Origin of the sequence: Novosphingobium fuchskuhlense (assembly GCF_001519075.1) — a bacterium.
GTDB lineage: Bacteria > Pseudomonadota > Alphaproteobacteria > Sphingomonadales > Sphingomonadaceae > Novosphingobium > Novosphingobium fuchskuhlense.
This window is the reverse complement of sequence record NZ_KQ954244.1, coordinates 1,809,015-1,832,493: the sequence shown is the minus strand read 5'-3', so window position 1 is coordinate 1,832,493 and position 23,479 is coordinate 1,809,015. Positions and strand designations below refer to the sequence as shown.

Here is a 23,479-nt window from a genome sequence, read left to right as displayed (position 1 = left end):
GCAAATGGCATGCACCGCATCACACCGGAGGGCTTTTCCCTCAACTCAGCTCGAGCAAGTGTGTGATAAATTTATGTCATTTTTACAGAAATGCTTCACCCTTGGTCGGAAGTCGCAAATCATTGTTGGCCTGCTCTTAGCTACCTGCCAATCGATAGTTTTTTCTCCAATTTGTACTGCCCAGATTGCGCAAAGCTGGGCCATGGGTGGCGACATCACCGTGAGCGCGACAAACGAAGATACGACGGTTTCAGTGGCCCCTTCAGAGGGCATTTTAATGAATGCTCCATCGATCGCTGATGGTTCACGCAACACCATCAGCGTGACCGCTATCGGTGCCTCGGCCTCGGTCAGCAATAGCAGCGTAACTTTTCAGGATGTGGAGATGACCGACAGCGTTGATGGCAACATCACGGTTTCTGCCTCCAACCTGAACAGCACCATTAACGTCTCCGGCACAATCGACGGCGCCGTAATCGAGCAAGGCCACGACAATACGATCTCGGTCTCGGCAGTGGGTGCTTCGGCCCAATTCAGCGTCACCGATGACGTCTTGGGAGGCGCCACGGTTAGCCGCTCCCTTACCGTTAATGGCGACATCTCGCTTAACGCGGACAACACCGGCGACGTGAACCTGCAGATCGCTGTCGGCAGTAACGGCGACGGCGTGTCGATCAACGGGGGTACGCGCAATGCGTTCTCTGGCACCGCACTTGGTGCATCAGCCGGCATCTCGGTCTTGACCATTGTCGATGATGGCACTTACTCTTCTGACATCGGAATAGGTGTTGACAGCGGAATAAGCGTGCACGCGCACAATAGCGGCAATATTAGGATTGGCTCTGTCGACGATCCGACACAAGATACCACGTTGAACGGTGCCACTATAAGTGGAGATAGTGTCGATAGCAGCATTTCACTCATGGCAATTGGCGCGAGCGGCTCGGTCAACAGCACGACCGTCGTTTATGCGGGCAGCGCAGTGCCATCAGTTAACTTTGGCGTGAGTGGCTCTGATGGGGGTAGCGATGTGCCCTCAGTTGCCTTCGGCGATGTGAACTTCGACGTCGAGAACACCGGCCTTGTCGAGGCCAATGTCTCGATTACCGGTTCATCGTTTGAAGGCAAGAACAGCGTTAGCGCTGGCGCAATTGGTGTTACCATGGGCAATTCGGTGAAATTTATCAACTACACCGGTGAAGCCGTTTCCTTCCACGGCACGTACGGAGAGGTGAACTACAGTGTGCTCAACACCGCACCAATCCGCGTCTCCGGCGGGATGGACCACCCTGCGATCCCTGATGGCTTCGGCATCAGCTGGTCCGCGAACGCGATTGGCGCGGCTGCCTCGTTCTCGCTCTAAACCAGCGCCCCCCTTCTTTCGATCACTGTTCTGGCGTCAGAGACGTGCGCTAGGCGCAGGCCAACCCGAAAGTTTACGCAGTTTGTAAACCGGCTACGGGGCGATCTCGTAAGTCATTGATTTTTGGTAGCGGAGGAGGGACTCGAACCCCCGACACGCGGATTATGATTCCGCTGCTCTAACCGGCTGAGCTACTCCGCCCCGAAGGGATCTGGCAGGACAACGGAAACCTCCGCAGCCTAGGCAGGCGGGCCTATTAGGCGGGGTGGCGTAGCGGGTCAACAGCGGAATCGGTTGACCTGCATGGCAATCTCATCGCCGCGTGCGGCCCCGAAATGGCCAGCGGCCTGCCTGCTCCCACGGGCCGCCGCGATAGCGCTGGAGTGCGAGTGCGGCGAAGGCGAACCCCTCGGGCAGGATGACCGGCCGCAGCGCGGCCTGCAGGGCCTTGGCCTCGGCCCGCGTGACCTTGTTCTGCACGGTGACATGAAGCCGCGGCAGTCCCTGGTCCTGCAGGGTGAGCATACCGTGAAAGTGCTCGGCAATCATCGCCCGGATCTCGAGCAAGGCCGGGCTTTCGATGGCAAGCGCGGTGCCGGTGCCAAGGTCCATGATGCCGGCAAGGCGCGCGGGGGGCGCGGGCATTTCCCGTGCAAGGGCGGCGAGCAGATCGCGGGCTTCCGCTTCAACGAAGGGCGGCAGGGCGCGCAGGACCGTGAGGTGGGCCGGAACGTGGTTGCGCTCAGGCGGATAATGCGCACGGCGTAAACCTTCTGCCCGGCCATGCAGCGGGGCCGGCAGTTCGGCGGTGATCACGAGTGCAGCAGTCGGCGCCATGACAGGACCGCCGGCCATCAACGGGTCAACGCTGTCCACAAGGCTCTCCTTCGGGAGGGCCGGCACCGCGAATCACCTCGGCCTCACGCCAGCCTCGTATATCGCAGGAGAAAGCAAAACCTGAACACGCCCTATCAACAGGGAGGACCGTCAAGCTGCGGATACCCCTTAGGGTCGCCGCAAAGCCATGCTTCCCCAATATTTTTCGGGCAGACCTGCCCAGACTGCGGACAAAGGCAGAAGAAGGACGATTTATTGCCAAGTTCGCGCTCTTGGGGCATAGTCGTGACATTCTAAAGACGATGCGATCATGCAGGAGCCGGGGGCCGTTCCGATGACACAGGTGCGCAAGACCTTGACGAAGTTTCCGCGTGTTGCCGGCGCGGTCGGTGTTGCCTGCGCCGCGCTGTTTGTCGCCCCGACAGCCGAGGCGCAGACCGCCTACGACATCACGCTGCGATCGATCGCCCAACCGACGATAACAGCCGCCAGCCTTGATGGCCGCGCGCGCCAGGCAGCGCTGAGCATTGCGCCGCCGTCGCTGGAAAATTCTCCCAGCATGGTTCCTGCGGTTTATGATCCCACCGCCGGGCGCTTCGTCTCGGCCATCGGCGGCTCGCGCGGTGCCATTTCCGTCACTTCGACCGGAGCGGTCTCGGTCATCATCAGCAACCAGACGAGCAATGTGCTGGTGGGCAGCAGCGCGACCGGCGTGCCGCTGCGCTCGGATGCGGCGGTGACAACTTCGACCCTGGTGACCGCCCAGCAGGTTACCGCGACGTCCAGCAGCAGCCGCTAGGCACCTCCGGCCAGGCGCCGTCTACAACTCTCCGCGGGCGCGGCGGAGCGCAAACCAGCGCGCGACATTGGCGTTGTGTTCCTGCAGCGTGGCCGCGAAAACGTGTCCGCCCTTGCCATCGGCCACCATGTAGAGCGCGTTGGTGCGCGCCGGGTGCAGCACCGCCGCGATCGAATCCTTGCCCGGATTGGTGATCGGCGCCGCTGGCAAGCCAACCATCGTGTAGGTGTTGTAGGAATTGACCGCCTGGATTTCCGACTGGCGGATGCGGCGGCCCAGCGGCTTGCCGTGCGTGATCGGGTAGATGATCGTCGGATCGGCCTGGAGCATCATTCCCTGACGCAACCGGTTCGAATAGAGCCCGGCAACCATCGGACGTTCGGAAGGCTTGCCGGTTTCCTTCTCGACGATCGAGGCGAGGATCACCGCTTCCTCCTTGCTCCGCGCGACCGTATCGGGGGCGCGATCAGCCCATAGCTTGTCGAGCGTGCGGGCCATGGCCTGCTGCATGCGGGTGACCAGAGCCGTGCGGCTTTCCCCGCGCTGGAAGGCGTAGGTATCCGGCAGCACCGATCCCTCGGCGAGCGTGGGAACGGGACCGGTGAGCAGAGAGACAGCCGCGAGCCGTTCCTGCACCATGATCGCGGGCATGCCTTCGGGGATGGTCACCATGCGGCGCACCTCGCCGCCCTCGCCCTGCAGGATCGCCAGCACGGACGAGCCGCTGGCATGGGCGGGAATATAGTACTCGCCGGCTTTCAGCGGCTCGTTGCCCCCAAGCAGACGCGCGCGGAGCCGGAAGGTGCTGGCCGAAGCGACAATGCCCTGCGCTTCCAGCTTTTCCGCGACACTGGCCAGAGTCGCGCCATCGGGAACAGAGAGTGTCGCCTCCTTGACCAGCGGGCCGCTGCCATACCAGCCGTAGAGGAAGTGGACGCCAAAGACGGCCACCACCAGTGCGGCGGCAAACACGAAGATCCTGAGGCGGCCTGACTTGTGCATCGGACGCCGCCTCCTGCGCTTCGGGCTCAGATCGCCTTGACGATCACGCTGGCGTTGGTGCCGCCAAAGCCGAACGAGTTGTTGAGCGTGGCGCGCACGACACGCTTCTTCGCAACCTTGGGGACGAGATCGACGCCTTCGCAGCCCTCATCCGGGGTATCCAGATTGAGCGTGGGCGGCACGATCTGATCGCGGATCGCCAGCACGCAGAAGATCGTCTCGACCGCGCCGGCCCCGCCGAGAAGGTGGCCAATGGCAGACTTGGTGCTGCTCATCGACGCGCCGGAGAGATCATCGCCCAGCACGCGCTTCACCGCGGCGAGTTCGATCGTGTCCGCCATGGTCGAGGTGCCGTGGGCGTTGACATAGTCGATGTCGCCCGGGCCCATGCCGGCCTTGCGCAGCGCCATGCGCACGGCAAGCTCCGCGCCCTTGCCTTCAGGATGCGGGGCGGTGACGTGGTAGGCATCACCCGAGAGGCCATAGCCGACGACTTCGGCGTAGATCTTCGCACCGCGTGCCTTGGCGTGCTCGTATTCCTCAAGCACGACGACGCCGGCGCCCTCGCCCATCACGAAGCCGTCGCGGTCCTTGTCATAGGGGCGGCTGGCCTGTTCGGGGCGGTCGTTGTAGCTGCAATTGAGCGCGCGGGCCTGCGCGAAGCCGGCAACGCCGAGCGGGTTGATCGTGCTTTCGGAGCCGCCCGCCAGCATGATATCGGCGTCATCATCGCGGATCATGCGCGCGGCATCGCCGATCGAGTGCGCACCGGTGGAGCACGCCGTCACCACCGCGTGGTTGGGGCCCATGAGGCCGTACTTGATCGAAACCTGGCCCGAGATGAGATTGATCAGGCGGCCGTGGACGAAATGCGGGCTGACACGGCCCGCACCCTTCTCGTGCAGGACAATCGATTCGCTCTCGATGCCCGGAAGGCCGCCGATGCCCGAACCGATCGAGCAGCCGGTGCGCAGCTTGAGGGCCTCGTCCATGTCGGTGAGGCCCGCGTCTTCAAGCGCCTGGCCGGCAGCGTCGATGCCGTAGACGATGAACGGATCGACCTGGCGCTGCACCTTGAAATCGACGCGCTTGTTGGGGTCGAAACCATAGGGGTGGTCAGCCGGCTTCACTTCGCAGGCGATCAGGCACTTCTGACCCGTGGTATCGAAGCGGGTGATCCGCCCCGCGCCCGACTTGCCGGCAAGAAGATTTGCCCACGTGGTTTCGACATCGGCCCCCAGCGGGGTGACGAGGCCAAGTCCGGTGATCACGACACGGCGCATTTCAGTCTCCGAAACGTTCGCCCGCAATCGGCGAACGGACCTTGAAGCACAACAGGCCCAGACCCCTTGCGGGACCGAGCCTGTCGAAGCCCCGGCGCTTCAACGCCGGGGGACGACCGCCGCCTCCGCCGCGCCCCGCAGCCGGGACATGACGGAAAGGTGCGGACGGGTTGGCAATCCGAAAGGATCAGCCCTTGTTGTCGTCGATGTACTTGATCGCGTCCGAAACGGTGGCGATCTTCTCGGCCGCATCGTCAGGGATCTCGACACCAAACTCTTCTTCGAACGCCATGACCAGCTCGACGATATCGAGGCTGTCGGCACCGAGATCGTCGATGAAGCTCGCGTCTTCGGTGACCTTGTCGGCCTCTACCCCGAGGTGCTCGACAACGATCTTCTTCACGCGGTCGGCGGTATCGCTCATTCTTTTGCCCCTTCAAGGAACTGGGTTGGTTTAATCAAATCTGGCGTTCGCCCTAATGTCCCGATTGCAGGCTGGCAAGTGCCGCATTGTGGACGAGATGTGCACCGCTTGTGACAGGCGGTGGGCAGAGAGGCAGGGCGGGCAGGCATACAGCCGGGCCCGCCCGTGTCCGCCCGGCACATCAACCCTTGGAGGGTTCCACCGTCCGCAAGTGCAATTCGCGCAGCTGCTGCAGGCTCGCCGGCGAAGGCGCGCCCATCAGCAAGTCCTCGGCGCGCTGGTTCATCGGGAACAACGTGATCTCACGCAGGTTCTGCGCGCCGCAGACGAGCATGACGATACGGTCCACACCCGCCGCCATGCCGCCGTGCGGCGGCGCGCCATACTGGAACGCGCGGTAGAGCCCGCCGAAGCGCTCCTCGACGTCGGCCTTCGAAAGGCCGACGAGTTCGAACGCCTTGACCATGAGTTCGGGCGACTGGTTGCGGATCGAGCCCGACGCGATTTCGTAGCCGTTGCAGACGAGATCGTACTGGAAGGCCTTGATCGTCAGCGGATCCTGGCCTTCGAGCGCCGCCATCCCGCCCTGCGGCATCGAGAACGGGTTGTGCGCGAACTCGACCTTCTTGGCGTCCTCGTCCCATTCGTAGAACGGGAAATCGACGATCCAGCACAGCGCGAAGCGGTCCTTGTCGATCAGGCCCAGCTGCTCGGCGACACGGGTGCGGGCGGCGCCAGCGAGCTTGGCCGCCTGCTCGGGCTTTCCGGCGGCGAAGAACAGGCCGTCATCGGGGCCAAGGCCGAGTGCGGCATAGAGCGCCTCCATGCCTTCTTGCCCATGGTTCTTGGCGATCGGGCCGCCGAACTCGCCACCCTTGCGCGTCACATAGCCGAGGCCGGCGTGGCCTTCGCTGCGCGCCCACTCGTTCATGTCGTCGAAGAACTTGCGGCTCTTGTCCGCGGTGCCGGGTGCGGGAATTGCGCGCACGGTGCCGCCGCCTGCGACGATCTTCTCGAACAGGCCGAAGCCCGAGGTGGTGAAGTGGCTGGCGACATCGCTGATGATGAGCGGGTTACGCAGATCCGGCTTGTCCGAGCCGTACTTCAGCATGGCATCATCGTAAGCGATGCGCGGGAAGCTGCCCGAAGGCGTGACCGGCTTGCCGTTTGCAAAGGTCTCGAACACGCCGCCGATGACGGGCTCCATCGTCTCCCACACTTCTTCCTGGGTGACGAAGCTCATCTCGAGATCGAGCTGATAGAATTCGCCCGGCAGGCGGTCGGCGCGCGGGTCCTCGTCGCGGAAGCAGGGCGCGATCTGGAAGTAGCGGTCGAAACCGGCAACCATGAGCAGCTGCTTGTACTGCTGCGGCGCCTGCGGCAGCGCGTAGAACTTGCCCGCGTGGATGCGGCTCGGCACGAGGAAGTCGCGCGCGCCTTCGGGGCTGGAGGCGGTGAGGATCGGCGTCGAGTATTCGGTGAAGCCGGCGCTTTCCATGCGGGTGCGCATGTCGCGGATCACCTTGGTGCGCGTCATGATGTTGGCGTGCAGCGTCTCGCGGCGCAGATCGAGGAAGCGGTAGCGCAGGCGAATATCCTCGGGGTATTCCTGCTCGCCCGCCACCGGCATCGGCAGTTCCTCGGCAGCGGACAGAACAGTCGCGCCGCGGGCGTAGACTTCGATCGCGCCGGTCGCGAGCGCCGCGTTCACCGTGCCTTCGCTGCGGGCCTTCACCTCGCCGTCGATGGTGATCACGCTTTCGGTGCGCGCGGCCTCGAGCACGGCCAGCGCCGCGCTGTCACTATCCGCCACGATCTGGGTGATGCCGTAGTGGTCGCGCAGATCGATGAAGAGCACGCCGCCATGGTCGCGCTTGCGGTGCACCCAGCCCGAGAGGCGCACGGTCTGCCCGACATCCGCCTGTGCCAGCGCGCCGCAGGTATGGGAACGATATGGATGCATGAGGCTAGGTTCCAATTTGGCTGGCAAACCGGCCAGCATTCGGGCAGTGATGGCCAGCGGCCAAGAGGCGATGGCCGCGGATTTGTCAAGCCGCAGGCCCCGGACGGGGTCACCACCAGCACCGGTCAGGCATGAGGGTCTGGCCGGGCGCGCAATCAGAAAAGCACGATGAAGATACACCCGCTGATCACCACGACCCCGGCCCTCGCCGATCTGTGCGAACGCCTGGCCAAGGCCGATTTCATCACGGTCGACACCGAATTCATGCGCGAGAACACCTATTGGCCGGAACTGTGCCTGGTGCAGATCGCCGATGACAAGGAAGCCGCCGCGATCGACCCGCTGGCGCCGGGCATTGATCTTGCCCCGCTGCTCGAACTGCTGGTCGACAACGAGGACGTGCTCAAGGTTTTCCACGCCGGCGGGCAGGATGTGGAAATCATCTACAACCTGACCGGGCGCACCCCGCATCCGATCTTCGATACCCAGATCGCGATGATGGCGATCAGCCAGTCCGAACAGATCGGCTATTCCAACCTCGTCGAGAGCTGGCTGGGTTTCACGGTCGACAAGGGCGCGCGCTTTACCGACTGGTCGCGCCGCCCGCTGACCGAGCGGCAGATCGAATATGCCATCGGCGACGTGACGCACCTTTCGAAGATCTTCCCGCGCATGCTCAAGCGGCTGATCAAGACCGGACGCGGCGAATGGCTCGATGCCGAGATGGAAAAGCTCGCAGATCCCGAGAATTATCGCTCGGATCCTCAAACCGTCTGGCAGAAGATTCGCGCGCCCAGCCGCAATTCTGCCGTGCTCGGACGATTGAAGGCCATCGCCGCCTGGCGCGAGCTCGAGGCGATGGACAAGAACATCCCCCGCGGACGGATCATGCGCGACGAGACCCTGGCCGATATCGCCAGCCATCCCCCGCGCGAGCAGCACGAGCTTGCCAAGGTGCGCGGGCTTTCGGCGGGATGGAAGGATAACGACATCGGCCGCCGCCTGATGCAGGCGATTGCCGATGCCAAGCCGCTCACCGATGCCGAACTGCCCCCGCGCGCGCCGCGCGGCGCGCCGCTGGGCAAGGAAGGCGCGCTGGTCGCCGATCTCCTCAAGCTGCTGCTCAAGATCCGCAGCCGCGAGATTGATATTGCCGCCCGGTTGCTGGCCCGCAGTGACGATCTGGAGGCGCTGGCCGCCGGACAGCGCAAGGGGCTGCCGATCCTCGAAGGCTGGCGCTTCGAACAGTTCGGGCGCGATGCGCTGGAGCTCGTCGAGGGCAAGCTGGCCTTCGCTGTGGTCAAGGGCAAGCTCAAGATGGCGCATATCGATGCGATTGCCGGCGGCAACGATGGCGGGAATGCTGACGAGGCGGAGCCGGCGGAGGACGAGGACGCCATCCTGCTGACCACCGACGGGGGCGAGGAGAGTGACGGGGGCGACGGGCGGAACTGGGACGACGATCAGGCCCGGGAGCCGGGAGCCGAATGAAAGCCTGCGCCGCATGACCACCTACCTGCCCACGCTCAAGCAGCTGCAATATCTCGTGGCGCTCCACGAACACGGCCACTTCGGGCGCGCGGCAGATGCCTGCTTCGTCTCGCAATCGACGCTCTCGGCGGGCCTGCGCGAACTGGAAACGCTGCTGGGCGTCACGCTGGTCGAGCGCACGCGGCGCGTGGTGCGCTTCACCGCGCTGGGCGATCAGGTGGTGGCCAAGGCACACCGCTTGCTGCGCGAGGGCGAGGAGCTCTCCGCGCTGGTGCAGGCGCATGGTGCGCCGCTGTCGGGCGAGCTGCGCATGAGCGTGATCCCGACCATCGCGCCTTTCCTGCTCCCGCGCATTCTGCCGCGCCTGCGCCACGAGCGGCCTTCGCTCAAGCTCTTCCTGCGCGAGGAGCCGAGCGCCGCCGCTGTCGAATCGCTGCACCATGGCCGCGCTGATTGCGTGCTGCTCGCCCTGCCCTTCGCGACCGGCGAGGTGGAGGCGGCGCATCTGTTCCATGACCGCCTGCTGGTCGCCTTCCCCAAGGACGATCCGCGCGATCCCCCGCAAAGCATCGCGCCCGCCCTCATCGACGAGGCGCGCCTGCTGCTGCTGGAAGACGGCCACTGCCTAAAGGACCATGTCCTCGCGGCCTGCAACCGCCCCGAACTGCGCGCGAGCGCGAGCGTTATCGGCACCAGCCTGCACACGCTGGTGCAGATGGTCGACAATGGCCTCGGCCTCACCATGCTGCCGGAAATGGCAGTAAAGGCCGGCATCCTGCAGGGCACCCAGATCGTGGCCCGCCCGCTTGAATCCGAACACGCCAGCCGTGAGATCGCGCTGGTGTGGCGCAAGAACTCCCCGCGCGCCGAGGAGTTTCGCCTGCTGGCGACCGAACTGGCCACCCCATGAACTTGCCGCCCTATCTCTCGCTCGCCATCGCGATTGTCGCCGAAGTCATCGCGACGACCGCGCTCAAGCAGTCGGCGGGTTTCAGCAAGCTGCTGCCGCTGGCGGTGAGCGTGGCGGGCTATGCCATCGCGTTGTTCTTCCTCTCGCTGACGCTGGAGCGCATTCCGACCGGCGTGGCTTACGCGATCTGGTCGGGCGTGGGCATCGTGCTGATCACCGCGCTGGCGTGGCTGGTGCATGGCCAGAAGCTCGATGCGCCCGCGCTGGCGGGCATTGGCCTGATCATGGCCGGCGTGCTGGTGCTCAATCTGTTTTCGAAGGCCGACGCCGGCTGAGGCCTTAGTCCATGTGCTTGAGGCCGACGCGCAGATAATCCCATCCGGTGATCACCGTCAGCGCCGCCGCCGCCCACAGCGTGAACAGCCCGACGGTGTGGGGCACGTTGGCATCGATCCCGCCGACAAGGACCGTCCAGCCAGGCGCAGCTTCGCCGAGAATCAGCGCGCCGAGGGCCACGAACTGGAACGTCGTCTTCCATTTTGCGAGCCGCGAGACCGGCACCGAAACCTGAATGCCACCGAGAAATTCGCGCAGGCCCGAAACCGCGATCTCGCGGATCAGGATGATCAGCCCTGCGATCACATGGAGATCACCGACATAGGGCCCCGACAGCACGCCCTGCGCGGTGAGCACGAGGATCACGGCCGCGACCATGATCTTGTCGGCGATCGGATCGAGGAAGATGCCGAGCTTCGATACCGTGCCCTGGGCACGGGCGAGATAGCCGTCGAAATAGTCGGTCACGCCCATCAGGACATAGACCGCAAAGCCAATGGCATACCCCAGGTGCCATTCGGGCCACCACAGCAGGCCCGCCAGTACCGGCACGGTGACAATGCGGGACAGCGTCAGCAGGTTTGGAAGAGTCAGCATCTTGCCACCACCATAGGCATGATGGCACCGCGAAGAAACCGCAAGTTGGTCCGAACATGCCCCTTGTCCACCCCGCACGGGGCGCTATGGGATGAATACAAGATGCGAAAGCTGGTAAAACCCGAATGACAACGCCCGAATGACTACGACAGCGCTGCTCATCCGGAAACGCCGCTTCCTGCCGCTGTTCGCCACCCAGCTCCTCGGCGCGTTCAACGACAATCTCTACAAGAACGCGATGATCCTCTATGTGGTTTACACTGTATACCACTCGGAGGCGGCCGAAGCGCGGTTTTCGGCCATCGCTTCGGCGGTGTTCATCCTGCCTTTCTTCCTGCTCTCCGCGCTGTCCGGCCAGCTGGCCGACATGCGGGACAAGGCGCGGATCATCCGCATCGTGAAGGCCGCGGAAATCGGCATCATGCTGGTGGGGGCGACCGGTCTGTTCATGGCCTGGCGCGGCATGGCCGTGGAGGTCGTCGCCATCCCGCTGATGCTCGCCGCGCTGCTCGCCATGGGGGTGCATTCCACCTTCTTCGGTCCGATCAAGTACGCGATCCTGCCACAGCACCTCCACGCGGACGAAGTGCTGGCCGGCACAGGCCTGGTCGAGGCGGGGACTTATATCTCGATCCTCGCGGGCACGATCTTCGCGGGCTGGATTCCGGTGGAATGGGCCGCGATGATCTGCATCGGCACAGCGATGGTCGGCTTCTGCACCGCGCAATTCGTGCCCCCCGCGCCGCCGCAGATGGAGCCCCAGCCGCTTGATTTCAACGTGCTGCGCTCCTCGATCACTTTGGTGCGGATGACGACGCGTCACCCGCGCGTGTATCTCGCCATCGCAGCGATCAGCTTCTTCTGGACGATCGGCGCGGTGCTGTTCATCCAGTTCCCGCCGCTCGCGAAGAACGTGCTTTCGGCCAGCAAGGAAGTGGCCAGCCTGTTCCTTGTGGTCTTCTCGATCGGCGTCGCCATCGGCTCGGTCTCGATCAACCACCTCCTGAAGGGCACCGTTTCGGCCCGCTATGGCCCGATTTCGGTGATCGTGATGGGCCTGTTCGTGGTCGCCTTCCACTTCGTGTGCAAGATGTGGCAGCACGCGGTCGGCTCGGCCCTGCTCGATGTGCCGCAGTTCGTGATGCAGCCGCTGGCCGTGCCGCTGCTGCTCAGCTTGCTGGGAATCGCCATTTCGGGCGGCATGTTCGTGGTGCCGCTCTACGCCTTCCTGACCACGGTGGTCGACAAGGCCGAGACCGCACGTACGATCGCGGCGAACAACATCGTCAATGCCGGTGCGATGGTGGTGGGTTCGCTGATTGCGGTGGGCCTCAGCGCGGCCGGCGTCGCGCTGGCGGACCAGCTGCTGCTGGGTGCGGCGATGTGCCTTGTCGCGGCCTGGCTGGCGCGCGTGCTGTACCGGGCCGAACGCGCCCACGCGGGCGAGATCGAGCACACGTTCGAATGATCAGAAGATGAAAGCCGAAACCGCCAGGAAACAGGCGCAGTAGGCCAGCAGGAAATCCTTCACGTCCTGCACCGTGATCCGCCGCGGATCGACCGGCCGCGAGCGTACGCCTTCAGGCAGCTGCAGCGCGGCCATTGCCGCTTCCACTTCGGGTTCGAACATCGGCAGCGGCCGCAGCACGTGTGCGGGCAAGCTCCGGCGGAAGGGATGGCCGGCAAGGTCGGGATTCGGGGCGCGCCGTTTGAACATGGCTGCGTGGTAACGCTTTATTTACCACGGGGGGAGGCCGCGAATCGCAGCTGCGGCTGCTTAAAGCGGGACAGTTCCGATATGGGACAAACCTATTCGGTTCCTCCCGCCATCTCCAGGACCAGGTCCCATTCCGCCGCGCGCACCGCCGAGACGGACAGGCGTGACAGGCGCAGCAACTCCATCTCGGCAAGCGCCGGGGTCGCCTTGATCGCGGCGAGCGTGACGGGCGCTTTCAGCTTGGCGACGGGCCGCACTTTCACCGCCGCCCACTTGCCATCGGGATCGGTGGGATCGATCAGGCCCGCCACGCTGATGCGCGCGATCCCGACGATCTCCTTGCCGATGTTGGAGTGATAGAAAAACGCAAGATCGCCCACCTGCATGGTGCGCAGGTTGCGCGCGGCGAGGTGATTGCGCACGCCGTCCCACGTCCCCTCGCCCTCGGCCATCAGGTCGTCCCAGCCATAGACGTCGGGTTCGGACTTCATCAGCCAAGCCTGCTCGGTCGCCTCGATTTTGCTCATGCATGCCTTCCGGGATCGCGATATGGGAGGGCTCTTAATCGCAATCAGAGCACGTGCAAGCCATGACCACAGATACTCTCCCGGTGCTTTCGCTGGCCGCCCCAACAGGCAATCTTGCGGAGGATCTGGGCAGGAGCTTCCAGCGCTTCGGCTTCGCGCTGGTGGCTGACCACGGGCTCGATCCGGCGCTGGTTGCGCGCGGCTGGGAGCTGACCGCCACGTTTTTCGCGCAGGGCGAGGCCGCGAAGCGCCGCTGGCATGTACCGGGCGGCGGCGGGCAGCGCGGGTACACCCCGTTCGGCACCGAAATCGCCAAGGGCGCAGCGGTCCATGACCTCAAGGAATTCTGGCACGTCGGCCGCGAGCTTGCGCCCGGCGATCCGCTGGCAGCGACCATGCCGGCCAATGTCTGGCCCGATGCACCGGCAGATTTCCGTGAGACCTTCACCGCGCTCTATGCCGCATTCGACCGCATCGGCGCGGGCATCCTCTCGCACATCGCGGTCTGGCTCGGCCTTGCGCACGACTGGTTCGATCCGGCCATCGCGGACGGCAATTCGATCCTGCGACTGCTGCACTATCCGCCCATTCCCGGCGATACGGGGGGGGCAATCCGCGCCGGTGCGCACGAGGACATCAACCTGATCACCCTCCTGCTGGGGGCGGAGGAAGCCGGCCTCGAACTCCTGACCCGCGAAGGCCGCTGGATCCCCGCCTCCCCGCCGCCAGGCGCGCTGGTGGTCAATATCGGCGACATGCTGCAGCGCCTGACCAACCACGTCCTGCCCTCGACCACGCACCGCGTGCTTAATCCCGATGGCGCGCGCGCCGCGCACAGCCGCTATTCGATGCCGTTCTTCCTGCACCTGCGCAGCGATTTTTCGATCCGCACCCTGACCGGCTGCGTGAGCGCGCAGAACCCGGACCGCTATCCGGTGCCGATCACCGCGGATGACTATCTCCACGAGCGCCTGCGCGAGATCGGCCTGAAGGTCTAGGGTCAGGACCTATTAGCCGACATCCAGAACTTCGATCGCGCCGGCCTTTCCCGCAAAGTCGATTTCGTCGCCGGCCTCGGCCGCCATCAGCGCACGGCTTAGCGGGGCGGTGAACGAGAGCAGGCCGGCGGACGGGTCTGCCTCGTCATCGCCGACCAGCGTGATCGTGCGCGCCTTGCCGTTGAGCCGGAATGTCACGGTGGAACCGAACGCCACGGTGCCGCCCTCCGGCGGCGCCATGATCTGCGCGGTGGCCTGCCGCGTGCGCCAATAGCGCAGATCGCGCTTCACCCGCTTGATCTCGGCCTCGTCCGACAGGCCCGCCAGTTCGGCCTCCAGCGCCTCGACGCGCGCAGCGATCAGCGCCAGGCCGCGCTCGGTGACAAGATTCGGCCCGGGCGGGATCGGCAGTTCGAACTTGGGTTCGAGATGTTCGTCATCGCTTTCGCGGCGGAATGCGACGCTCATCGGCACGGCCTCCTCTGTTTGCCGGGTGTGCCGACATGGGGGCTGCGGGCCTAGAGCACAAGATCGAAGGCGGTGAGCTTGATGAGGCCGGAAAGCGCGATCACGAAGTCCGCAGCCTTGTCGCCGTTGGTGTCGCCGGCAAGGTACGTCATGGTGCCCGACTGGTATTGGCGCAGCTGACCGGCGACGCCGCTGAACGCGGCGGTATCGACGAAGCTGAAGGCCTCGTTGACCCCCGCCGTGGTGGCGACCGCGTCGACGCCGGACAGGTCGATCTTGTCCTGATCGCGCAGCGAGAAATCCGTGACGAGATCCGCCGCCTCTGCGGTCTTGCCACCAAAATCGGACATCGCGGTCCATACAAACGTATCGCCGAAGTCGCCGCCGGTCATGATGTCGCGCCCGCCGCCGCCGATCAGCGTATCATAGCCGCCCCCACCCGAAAGCGTGTTGGCCGCCGCATTGCCGGTGATGACATTGCCGAGCTGGTTGCCCGTGCCATTGATGGCCGCCGCCCCGGTGAGCACAAGGTTTTCGACCCCATTGGCACCCCCTGCACCGAGATCGAAGCTGACGCTGGACCGGACAGTATCGGTCCCGCCCCGATCGGTGCCGAAAACCGGATCGCTTTCGAACACCTGATCGCCGGCGCTGTCGACGACATAGGTGTCGTTGCCGTAGTTGCCGTAGAGCTTGTCATCCCCGCTGCCGCCGTCGAGCACGTCGTTGCCGCCGTTGCTGATGAGGGTATCGTTGCCCGCGCCGCCGGAGAGGCGGTTGTCGCCGCTGTTGCCGGTGATCACGTTGGCAAGATCGTTGCCGGTCCCGTCGATCGCAGCCGAGCCGCCCAGCGTGAGGTCCTCGACGAACTTCACCGCGCCGCTGGCCGCAAGGCTGAACGAGACCGTGGACACGACGAGATCATGCCCGCCCGCATCGGCGGGATTGCTGCCGGTGGGGCCGCTGTATTCGGAAACGCGGTCATCCTTGCTGTCGACCATGTAGGTGTCGTCGCCCGCGCCGCCCAACAGGCTGTCCGCCCCGGCCCCGCCGTCGAGCGTGTCGTTCCCGCCCAGCGCAATGAGCACATCCGCGCCGCGTCCACCCGCCAGTGCATTGGCGCCATCGGTGCCGGTCAGCCGATCGGCATAGGCACTGCCGATCAGGTTCTCGATCGATTGCAGCGTATCGGTCCCCGCACCGCCGGTTTTCTGCGCGCCGGCCGCCGCAAGATCGAGCGTGACGCCGCCCACCGCTGCCGCGTAGGTCGCCGTATCGTTGCCGCCGCCGCCATCGAGCAGGTCGTCGCCCACCCCGCCGGCGGTCACCTTGTCCGCGCCGGAAAGCGTATCGTCGCCCTCTCCGCCATGAAGCTGGTCGCGGCCGTCCTTGCCGTCGATCACGTTGTTCCAGCGGTCGCCGGTGATCACGTTGTCGAGCGCATTGCCGGTCAGCGTATCGGCCCGCTCGTAGTAGTTCGCGGTATCGATCGCGGTGAGGATCTCGACATTGTCGGGCAGCACGAAGCTCATCGCGGTGAAGACCGTGTCGGTGCCCTCCCCCACCGCCTCGATCACCTTGTCGCCGGCGCTTTCGACATAATAGGTATCGCTTCCCGTACCGCCGGACATCGTGTCGCCACCGGCCCCGCCATCGAGCACATCGTTGCCGCCGCCACCGGCCAGCACGTCATTCCCGAGCAGACCGAAAAGCTGATTGTCGGCCGCATCGCCGGTCAGCGTGTCGCGCGCGAGACCACCGACCACGTTCTCCACGCCGGTCAGCGTGACATGGCCGGCCGCGCCGGTATCCTGCTCCCCGGTCAGACCGAGATCGATGGTGATCGGCCCGCGCGAGGCGGCGGGGAGAAAGGCATAGCTCACCGTATCGTTGCCGGCGCCGCCATCGATCACCTGGTTGCCCAGACCGGCAAAGATCACATCATCGCCGCCGCGTGCGTCGACGATGTCGTTGCCGCCGCCGGTGCCGATCTGATCATTGCCATTGCCGGCGTGGATCACGTTGGCCAGCGCGTTGCCGGTGATCAAGGCATCGCCCTTGCCGGTGTAGGTGAGGTTTTCGATGTTGTCGGCGATCACGGCGCGCGGCGTGCTGACCAGCACCGTATCGATGCCCTCGCCCGGCTTTTCGAACGCATTGTCGCCCTTGCCGATCACGTAGGTATCATCGCCGCGCCCACCGAACAGGGCCTGCGCGCCCTGCCCGCCGAGACGGTCATTGCCGTCAAACCCGTAGAGCGTGCGGCCGTCCTTGACGATGTCGTTGCCGGATGTGGCCATCGGCGCGAGCTTGTCGAGATCGTAGCGCGCGACCCCGTCCCTCGTCAGTGCGATGAGGTAGCGCCCGTCGTCACTCACCTGCAGCACGTTGCCGCGCTGGGTGGCGGGGTCGGCCGGGGTCGGCTTGCTGAGGATGCCGTCGGGCTTCAGCGCAGGATCGAGAAACCAGGCCGTCGCGATCTCGCGCGTGGCGGTATCGATCCCGATGACATTGCCATCCGTGCTGACGACATAGAGCAGATCGCCCTTGGGGCTGAAGGCATAGCCTTGCGCCGAAAACAGCCCGAGATAGCCGACCTTGGAAAATGCGGCGCTGCGCAGCGTGCCGTTGATGCCCTGCACCAGCAGCTTGTTGTCGGGCGAGATCGCGCCGATCGGGGCCGGATCGCCGCCTCCGCCCGTCGCGCTGGAATAGGGATTGTAGACGAGCTTGGCGATGATGCCGCGCCCGCTGGCATAGAGCACGCCGCTGCCGCCGCCGGCCATGCCGAGCACGCGGGCGTGGTCCGCGCTGCTGATGAGCGTGGTCGACGTGGCGTCGGAGTAAGTCGCGGTATAGCTTTTCGCGGCGGTATCGTAGGCGAGCAGGAAGTTGGTTCCCTCGGCAAGGACGACCTTGCCGTCCTTGGCCACCGCGATGTCGAGCAGCTTCGTGCCTGCCGGGCGGTCGCCGGTGATCGTGAAGGTCTCGCGCGCGCCGGTGGCGAGCGTGATCCGCTCGAACTGCTTCGCGCCGTCGATCACGACGAGGTACTTGCCATTGGCCGAGACATCGAGCGCGCCGGCCGCCGCGCCCAACACATACTCGCCCACGCTCGCGCCGGTCGCGATATCGAGCGCGACGATCTTCTCGCCCGTGGCGACGAACAGGCGCTTGCCGTCGGCGGAGAGGATCGCATCGGCCACGGGGCCGGTGAACAGGCTGGAGATGGCCCCTGCTGGCTGGCTCACTGGCATTGGGGCGCTCCGCAGTTTCCGTGTGTGCCGACTATGCCCCAGACCGTGCCTGCCACAAGCATGCTGATGCAGCATGGGTCCGCAAGATTGTGCCAGATTGGCGGGAGGGCACCCGCGCTAGCCCGCGGTTTCCTTGGGCATGACGTTGTATTTGCGCACCTCGTCCTGGCTCAGGCAATAGCGCGTGGTCTTGTTGGCGGCGGTGGCGACGGCCTGCTGCCTGTACATCACTTCGGTCAGCAGCTTGCGCGAAATGCCCATGCGGATGAGGAAATCGTTGTCCTCGCTGGCCAGCAGCGCACTGTCCTGCTCGATCTGGCCGATCAGGCGGGTGGTTTCGGCGCTGCCTTCCTCGACCGAAATCTCGATCGTGTCGCGGTCGCCGGTGTGGGTGAACATGTGGACCATGAACACCCCGCCCGGATCGACGAAGCGGCGGTCGCCGCCCATGAACACGAAGTTGCAGGCGGAAAAGCAGGTCCAGCCCCGGGGGATGCGCGTGACCATGCCGGGATAGCTGCGGATCACCTTGCCCGCGAGATTGCCCGCGCGCGCATCGCCCCCGCGCGACTTGATCCAGATCTCCTCGATCCGCTCATCGGCATCGAGCGCGGCCTTGAGGCGCTTTGGCAAGGTCGAATCGATGATGCCATCGGCGATCAGCACGTGCTTGCCGCCCATGTCCGCCGCGGTCAGCGTGATGGCCTTGGCCTGTCCCCAATCGGGCGCGGCGGGGCAGGAGGGATTGTCCTTGTCCATGACAATCGCGGCCGGCTTGGCCGCGACGAGCGCCAGTCCGGCAGCGGCAAAGGCAAGGTTGCGCAGCAGATCCATCGCTCAGGCCATCAACGCATAGCGCGTCTGGCCGGGCTTGCGGCACATGCGCTTGTCGGCGGTGGTTTCCTCGCCATTGACGATGATCACGTCGCTGACGGTGATGCACTGCATGCCGCCCTTGTCGTTGTCGTTGCGCGCAACCACGGTGGATGTGCCGGACACGTTCTCGCGCGTCTCGGATGTCCATGCCGAGGATGCGCCCACCGGCGGCGGCGCGGCATCGCCGCCCTCGCCGCGAGTCGCCTCGATCGTGGCGTTGGCGGCCTGCTTCTGCTCGGCAGGATCGAGCCTGCAGGCGATCGCGTTGGTGAGCGTGCCGGCAACATCGGCAATGGGCACATAGCTGGAAAGGCCGGCCGAGCTGGCGGCGCGGCCGAGGCCCTGCCCGATGAGGCCGCCCAGCATGGCCGAGCCCTCGCTCTTGCTCCGGCCCTTGGGGCAGCCGTCCGAACTGTGGGAGGAAGAGGGCGGCGCGCTCGGCAGCGATGGGAAGCTGAAGCCGCCGAACTGCGCGCTGGCGCTTGTCGCGACAAGCGAGCCGGCTGCGAGCACGGCCACGGCGCAGGCGCGGCGGCTGCGGGAAGATCGTCCGGACGTGTTCATCACCAATGGCACCCCTGATGTGCGCGGCGCGCCTTGCCCCGGTTGGTCAGGGGCCTCGATCGCCGCAGCATGGCCTTTGTTATGCGGCGACATATGCATCGCCGATGAACCCGATAGCGCGCATGCCTAGGCAGGGGTGTGATGTGCGTCAATGCCGCGCGCGCCCGTGAGAACGCGTTCGTCCCCGGCTGCCGGCGGCCTGTCGATTTTCAAGGGGAATGGTGGAGCCTAGCGGGATCGAACCGCTGACCTCCTGCATGCCATGCAGGCGCTCTCCCAGCTGAGCTAAGGCCCCATACCAATTTTGCGGAGTGCCGCTGGAGGCACTGCAATCCGGTGGCGAACCGCCGGAGGACCGCGCCTTTATGCGAGGCCCATCGCGCTGGCAACACATTTTTGCACCAGCGCGAAATCGCCACCGGAGCGCCGGGCCATAGAGACCACCAGCGCTCCGGTGCGCGGCAACTCAGACTTCCTCGTCCTCGCCGTCGTGGCCGGGGACACCGAGATCGTCGTCGCCGCCGAGGTCTACGTCGTTGTCGGGCGAATCGGCATCCTCGTCGATGTCGAGATCCTCGTCGGCCAGATCGACGTCGGGCGCGACATCGACCTTCTCCTTCTGGATCTCCTCATAGGGGATCGGCTGCTTGGACTTGAGCACTGGCTCGGGCGTCCAGGAATACTTGCATTCGACGCAGGTGACCGGCTCGTCCCTGCCCATGTCGTAGAAGCGGGTGCCGCACTTCGGGCAGCCGTGCTTTGCGCCCCATTCAGGCTTGACCATGCGAAATCCTTAAACTTGCACCCGCGACAGATGGCGGGAGCATCAATGCGTTTTGCTTGATGGGGGCCGTGCGGCCGGGAATCAAGCGCGGCGCGCGCCTTGCCATAGGCGCGGGGCGCTGTCAAAAGCGCGCCCGCCTTCCTACGCTCCACGACCCCGGAAAGAACCTCTGCCGTGCATTCAGCCGCAACATCCGCACCGCGCCCCCGCCGCTTCACGGCCGCCGGGCCGCTCACCGGGCGGATCCGGGTGCCCGGTGACAAATCGATCAGCCACCGCTCGATCATGCTGGGCGCGCTGGCGGTGGGCCGCACGCGGGTGACGGGGCTGCTGGAAGGCGAGGACGTGATGTCCACCGCCGCCGCCATGCGCGCGATGGGGGCGAGCATCGAACGCCTGCCGGACGGCGCGAGCGGGCCGGAATGGGTGATCGACGGTGTCGGCGTGGGCAGTCTGCTCCAGCCGAAGCAGGCGCTCGACATGGGCAATTCGGGCACGTCGACGAGGCTGCTCATGGGTCTTGTCGCCAGCCACGCGATCACGGCCACGTTCATTGGCGATGCCAGCCTATCCAAGCGCCCGATGGGCCGGGTGATCGAGCCGCTTTCGCAGATGGGCGCGGATTTCACAGCTGCCCCCAGCGGCAACGGGGGCGGCCGCCTTCCCCTCACGCTGCGCGGGATCGCGCCCGCCGTGCCGATCAGCTACCGCCTGCCGGTCGCCTCCGCCCAGGTGAAGAGCGCGGTGCTGCTGGCGGGACTCAACACGCCCGGCATCACGACCGTGATCGAACCTGTGCCCACGCGCGACCATTCCGAGCGCATGCTGAAGGGCTTTGGCGCGCAGCTGTCCGTCGATGTCGCGCCGGACGGGACCCGGACGATCCAGCTTGTCGGCGAGGCGGAGCTGAGGCCCCAAACCATCGAAGTGCCGGGTGATCCCTCGTCCGCGGCCTTCTTCGTGGTCGCGGCGCTGCTGGTGCCGGGGTCCGACCTCGTGATCGAGAATGTCGGGCTCAACCCCACCCGCGCCGCGCTGTTCGGCGTGCTGCGCGACATGGGCGGGCAGATCGAGGAACTGGACCGGCGGAATGTCGGCGGTGAGCCGGTCGCGGATCTGCGCGTAAGGCACTCGGCGCTGACCGGCATTGCGGTCGATCCGGCGGTGGTGCCGAGCATGGTCGATGAGTTTCCCGTGCTGTTCGTGGCGGCGGCGCTCGCCAGCGGGCGCACGCTGACCACCGGTCTTGAGGAACTGCGCGTCAAGGAAAGTGATCGCATCGCCGTGATGCGCGCGGCGCTGGAGCTCGCCGGCGCGACCGTGACCGAAACCGCCGACGGCCTCATCATCGACGGCACCGGCGCAGAGCCGCTGCCGGGCACACCTGAAGGCGCGGCGGTCTCCACGCACCTTGACCACCGGATTGCCATGTCGATGGCCGTGGCGGGGCTCGCAAGCCGTTCTGGCGTCGAAGTGGACGACACGCGGCCCATCGCGACCAGCTTCCCGGTGTTCGAGGCGCTCCTCGCGCGGGCAAGCCGGGCAGAAGCCGACGGGGCCGCATGATCGTCGCGATCGATGGCCCGACCGCTTCGGGCAAGGGCACCATCGCCAAGGCCATTGCCGCGCACTATGGCCTGCCGCATCTCGACACCGGACTGCTCTACCGCGCAGTGGGGCGGCAGGTGGCGCTGAATGGCGGCAACCCGGACGACCCCGATCACGCCCTCGCCGCCGCCGCCTTTGCCGAGAGCCTGCTCGATGATCCGGAACTGCGCAGCGAGGCGACCGGCGCGCTGGCAAGTCGGGTGTCGGTCCATCCAGCCGTGCGTGCGGCGCTGCTCGCGCGCCAGCAGGCGTTTGCCGGGCAGCCCGGCGGCGCGGTGCTCGACGGTCGCGATATCGCCACCGTGATCGCGCCCGAGGCCGAGGCCAAGCTCTTTGTCACCGCCAGCGTTGCCGCCCGCGCCCTGCGCCGCTGGGCGGAAATGCAGGGGCGCGGCGAGGCCGTGACGCGCGCGGATATCGAGGCTGACCTCGCCGCCCGCGATGAACGCGACCGCACCCGCACCGCCGCTCCCTTGCGCCAGGCCGAGGGCGCGGCGCTGCTCGATACCTCCGCGCTGCCGATCGAAGCGGCCATCGCGGCAGCCATCGCGCTGGTGGAGCAACAGCTGGCAACAAAGGGGCTGCGGCCATGACCGATCCGCTTCTCTCCATTCGCGAATACTCCGACGAGCTGGCGCAGGCCTTCCACGATATAAACGCGGAATGGATCCAGGCCATGTTCGCGCTGGAACCGGTCGACCGCGAAGTGCTGGAAAATCCGCGGGACAAGATCATTGCCCAGGGCGGGGTTATCCTTTTCGTCACGGCAGCAGGACTTGGCGTCGTTGGCACGTGCGCGCTCAAGCCCACCGGCGGCGGCGGATACGAACTGACCAAGATGGGCGTTCGCGAGAGCGCGCGGGGCCTTGGTGCCGGCGCATTCCTGCTGGAGGCGATCATCGCGCGGGCGAATGAAATCGGGGCCGACCCGCTCTACCTCCTGACCAACCACACCTGCGAGGCGGCGATCCATCTCTACGAGAAGCTGGGGTTCCGCCATGATGCCGGGATCATGGCCGATTACGGCGCCCGCTATGCCCGCTGCGACGTGGCGATGCGCTATGCACCGCCTGTGCCGGCCGGTCGGTAACCGGATGAATGCGTAGGGCCTGAAGGCGCGCTGCCTGCCACCGTTCTCAATGCATGTGGTAAACACGTGCGGCAGGAGCAGGCCATGTTCGATGACTTCGACGGGGTGGAAAACATCAACCACCGGCGCGCGCGCCGTGTGGGGTTCGAGCTCCCGGTACGCTGCAAGCACGGCCTCACCCGGTCAACGGTCATGCTTAAGGACATGACCACGCACGGAGCCCGGATCGAGGGCATTCCCCGCCAGCGCATCGGCGATACGGTCACGTTGTTCCTGCCTGAGCTCGCCCCCAAACTGGCCTTCGTGGCCTGGTCGAAGGACATGACCACGGGTCTCGAATTCGAGCTGCCGCTGCACGAGACCGTATTCGCCAATCTTGTCGCCGATTTCGCGATCGGCCATTTGCAGCGGCTCGAGATGGGCCGGCCCGAACCCGATGCCGCGGCCAAGCAAGGTCCGGCCGAGCCGCCGACACGCCACGCGGCCTGAAATGCCAGTTTAGCCTTGCATCCTCACCGATTCCCGCTAAGGGCCAGCGCTTCCGCAGGCGGGGTGACGGCTTCGTCTGCGGAAACTCGAAGAAAG

Annotated in this window: 24 protein-coding genes and 2 tRNA genes; 11 read left to right on the top strand and 15 right to left on the bottom strand. The window is 65.6% G+C overall.

Annotated features, from left to right (window positions below; translation table 11 throughout):
- Positions 1-202 precede the first annotated feature (202 nt).
- The gene (locus tag AQZ52_RS08575; RefSeq protein WP_156424823.1) at positions 203-1,363 is read left to right on the top strand and encodes a hypothetical protein; all 1,161 of its coding nucleotides are present in this window, start codon (positions 203-205) and stop codon (positions 1,361-1,363) included.
- A 124-nt stretch (positions 1,364-1,487) separates the two neighbouring features.
- Here AQZ52_RS08575 and AQZ52_RS08570 read toward each other — a convergent pair.
- Positions 1,488-1,564: transfer RNA gene (locus AQZ52_RS08570), tRNA-Met, on the bottom strand.
- 111 nt (positions 1,565-1,675) lie between these two features.
- Positions 1,676-2,239, bottom strand: a complete 564-nt coding sequence (locus AQZ52_RS08565) for a 2'-5' RNA ligase family protein (RefSeq protein ID WP_240481484.1) — start codon at positions 2,237-2,239, stop codon at positions 1,676-1,678.
- Between the two features lie 271 nt (positions 2,240-2,510).
- Between AQZ52_RS08565 and AQZ52_RS08560 the strand changes: the two genes are divergently transcribed.
- Positions 2,511-2,999 carry a hypothetical protein gene (locus AQZ52_RS08560; RefSeq protein ID WP_067908479.1) on the top strand — a complete coding sequence of 163 codons (489 nt, stop codon included), beginning with the start codon at positions 2,511-2,513 and terminating at the stop codon, positions 2,997-2,999.
- Between the two features lie 21 nt (positions 3,000-3,020).
- On the opposite strand, the gene mltG is transcribed toward AQZ52_RS08560, so the two are convergent.
- From mltG to aspS, 4 genes are all read right to left on the bottom strand, one after another.
- The gene (gene mltG, locus AQZ52_RS08555; RefSeq protein ID WP_067908476.1) at positions 3,021-4,001 is read right to left on the bottom strand and encodes an endolytic transglycosylase MltG; all 981 of its coding nucleotides are present in this window, start codon (positions 3,999-4,001) and stop codon (positions 3,021-3,023) included.
- 26 nt (positions 4,002-4,027) lie between these two features.
- Positions 4,028-5,284, bottom strand: coding sequence for a beta-ketoacyl-ACP synthase II (fabF, locus tag AQZ52_RS08550; protein ID WP_067908473.1), 1,257 nt, complete (start codon positions 5,282-5,284; stop codon positions 4,028-4,030).
- A gap of 187 nt (positions 5,285-5,471) precedes the next feature.
- Positions 5,472-5,708, bottom strand: coding sequence for an acyl carrier protein (locus tag AQZ52_RS08545; protein WP_054121351.1), 237 nt, complete (start codon positions 5,706-5,708; stop codon positions 5,472-5,474).
- Between the two features lie 181 nt (positions 5,709-5,889).
- The gene (aspS, locus tag AQZ52_RS08540; protein ID WP_067908470.1) at positions 5,890-7,671 is read right to left on the bottom strand and encodes an aspartate--tRNA ligase; all 1,782 of its coding nucleotides are present in this window, start codon (positions 7,669-7,671) and stop codon (positions 5,890-5,892) included.
- 168 nt (positions 7,672-7,839) lie between these two features.
- On the opposite strand from aspS, the gene rnd reads away from it, so the two are divergent.
- From rnd to AQZ52_RS08525, 3 genes are read left to right on the top strand one after another with little or no spacing between them, the layout of a single operon-like run.
- On the top strand, positions 7,840-9,162 hold the full coding sequence (gene rnd / locus AQZ52_RS08535) for a ribonuclease D (protein WP_067908467.1): 1,323 nt from the start codon (positions 7,840-7,842) through the stop codon (positions 9,160-9,162).
- 13 nt (positions 9,163-9,175) lie between these two features.
- The gene (locus AQZ52_RS08530; RefSeq protein ID WP_067908464.1) at positions 9,176-10,072 is read left to right on the top strand and encodes a hydrogen peroxide-inducible genes activator; all 897 of its coding nucleotides are present in this window, start codon (positions 9,176-9,178) and stop codon (positions 10,070-10,072) included.
- Complete coding sequence (locus tag AQZ52_RS08525; protein WP_067908461.1) at positions 10,069-10,407, top strand: SMR family transporter; 339 nt, start codon at positions 10,069-10,071, stop codon at positions 10,405-10,407. The genes AQZ52_RS08530 and AQZ52_RS08525 overlap by 4 nt, the downstream gene beginning before the upstream one ends.
- A 4-nt stretch (positions 10,408-10,411) precedes the next feature.
- Here AQZ52_RS08525 and pgsA read toward each other — a convergent pair whose 3' ends face one another.
- Positions 10,412-11,005, bottom strand: a complete 594-nt coding sequence (pgsA, locus tag AQZ52_RS08520; RefSeq protein ID WP_067908458.1) for a CDP-diacylglycerol--glycerol-3-phosphate 3-phosphatidyltransferase — start codon at positions 11,003-11,005, stop codon at positions 10,412-10,414.
- Between the two features lie 139 nt (positions 11,006-11,144).
- On the opposite strand from pgsA, the gene AQZ52_RS08515 reads away from it, so the two are divergent.
- Positions 11,145-12,473 (top strand): MFS transporter, encoded by a 1,329-nt coding sequence (locus AQZ52_RS08515; protein WP_067908454.1) that lies wholly within the window; start codon positions 11,145-11,147, stop codon positions 12,471-12,473.
- On the opposite strand, the gene AQZ52_RS08510 is transcribed toward AQZ52_RS08515, so the two are convergent.
- Both AQZ52_RS08510 and AQZ52_RS08505 read right to left on the bottom strand, forming a co-directional pair.
- The gene (locus tag AQZ52_RS08510) at positions 12,474-12,722 is read right to left on the bottom strand and encodes a hypothetical protein (RefSeq protein ID WP_067908451.1); all 249 of its coding nucleotides are present in this window, start codon (positions 12,720-12,722) and stop codon (positions 12,474-12,476) included.
- Between the two features lie 92 nt (positions 12,723-12,814).
- Complete coding sequence (locus AQZ52_RS08505) at positions 12,815-13,249, bottom strand: EVE domain-containing protein (RefSeq protein WP_067908448.1); 435 nt, start codon at positions 13,247-13,249, stop codon at positions 12,815-12,817.
- Between the two features lie 62 nt (positions 13,250-13,311).
- On the opposite strand from AQZ52_RS08505, the gene AQZ52_RS08500 reads away from it, so the two are divergent.
- Entirely contained in the window at positions 13,312-14,247 is a 936-nt protein-coding gene (locus AQZ52_RS08500) for an isopenicillin N synthase family dioxygenase (protein ID WP_067908445.1), read from the top strand.
- A gap of 12 nt (positions 14,248-14,259) precedes the next feature.
- Here AQZ52_RS08500 and AQZ52_RS08495 read toward each other — a convergent pair whose 3' ends face one another.
- The 6 genes from AQZ52_RS08495 to AQZ52_RS08470 form a co-directional block, all read right to left on the bottom strand.
- Positions 14,260-14,715 (bottom strand): GreA/GreB family elongation factor, encoded by a 456-nt coding sequence (locus AQZ52_RS08495; RefSeq protein ID WP_067908442.1) that lies wholly within the window; start codon positions 14,713-14,715, stop codon positions 14,260-14,262.
- A gap of 50 nt (positions 14,716-14,765) precedes the next feature.
- A complete protein-coding gene (locus tag AQZ52_RS08490; RefSeq protein WP_067908438.1) occupies positions 14,766-17,972 on the bottom strand; it encodes a calcium-binding protein in 3,207 nt (1,068 codons plus the stop codon).
- 117 nt (positions 17,973-18,089) lie between these two features.
- Complete coding sequence (locus AQZ52_RS08485; protein ID WP_067908435.1) at positions 18,090-18,806, bottom strand: COG3904 family protein; 717 nt, start codon at positions 18,804-18,806, stop codon at positions 18,090-18,092.
- Positions 18,807-18,809: 3 nt separating this feature from the next.
- The gene (locus AQZ52_RS08480) at positions 18,810-19,412 is read right to left on the bottom strand and encodes a hypothetical protein (protein ID WP_067908432.1); all 603 of its coding nucleotides are present in this window, start codon (positions 19,410-19,412) and stop codon (positions 18,810-18,812) included.
- Between the two features lie 219 nt (positions 19,413-19,631).
- Positions 19,632-19,707: transfer RNA gene (locus AQZ52_RS08475), tRNA-Ala, on the bottom strand.
- 171 nt (positions 19,708-19,878) lie between these two features.
- Positions 19,879-20,196 carry an FYDLN acid domain-containing protein gene (locus AQZ52_RS08470; protein ID WP_067908429.1) on the bottom strand — a complete coding sequence of 106 codons (318 nt, stop codon included), beginning with the start codon at positions 20,194-20,196 and terminating at the stop codon, positions 19,879-19,881.
- A gap of 174 nt (positions 20,197-20,370) precedes the next feature.
- Here AQZ52_RS08470 and aroA point away from each other — a divergent pair, with 174 nt between their 5' ends.
- From aroA to AQZ52_RS08450, 4 genes are all read left to right on the top strand, one after another.
- Entirely contained in the window at positions 20,371-21,762 is a 1,392-nt protein-coding gene (aroA, locus tag AQZ52_RS08465) for a 3-phosphoshikimate 1-carboxyvinyltransferase (RefSeq protein ID WP_067908426.1), read from the top strand.
- Positions 21,759-22,397: a (d)CMP kinase gene (locus AQZ52_RS08460; RefSeq protein ID WP_067908424.1), complete on the top strand. Its 639-nt coding sequence runs from the start codon at positions 21,759-21,761 to the stop codon at positions 22,395-22,397. Before aroA ends, AQZ52_RS08460 begins: the two co-directional genes overlap by 4 nt.
- Positions 22,394-22,894 (top strand): GNAT family N-acetyltransferase, encoded by a 501-nt coding sequence (locus tag AQZ52_RS08455; RefSeq protein WP_067908421.1) that lies wholly within the window; start codon positions 22,394-22,396, stop codon positions 22,892-22,894. Before AQZ52_RS08460 ends, AQZ52_RS08455 begins: the two co-directional genes overlap by 4 nt.
- Positions 22,895-22,978: 84 nt before the next feature.
- The gene (locus AQZ52_RS08450; RefSeq protein WP_067908419.1) at positions 22,979-23,383 is read left to right on the top strand and encodes a PilZ domain-containing protein; all 405 of its coding nucleotides are present in this window, start codon (positions 22,979-22,981) and stop codon (positions 23,381-23,383) included.
- The last annotated feature ends 96 nt before the right edge of the window (positions 23,384-23,479 follow it).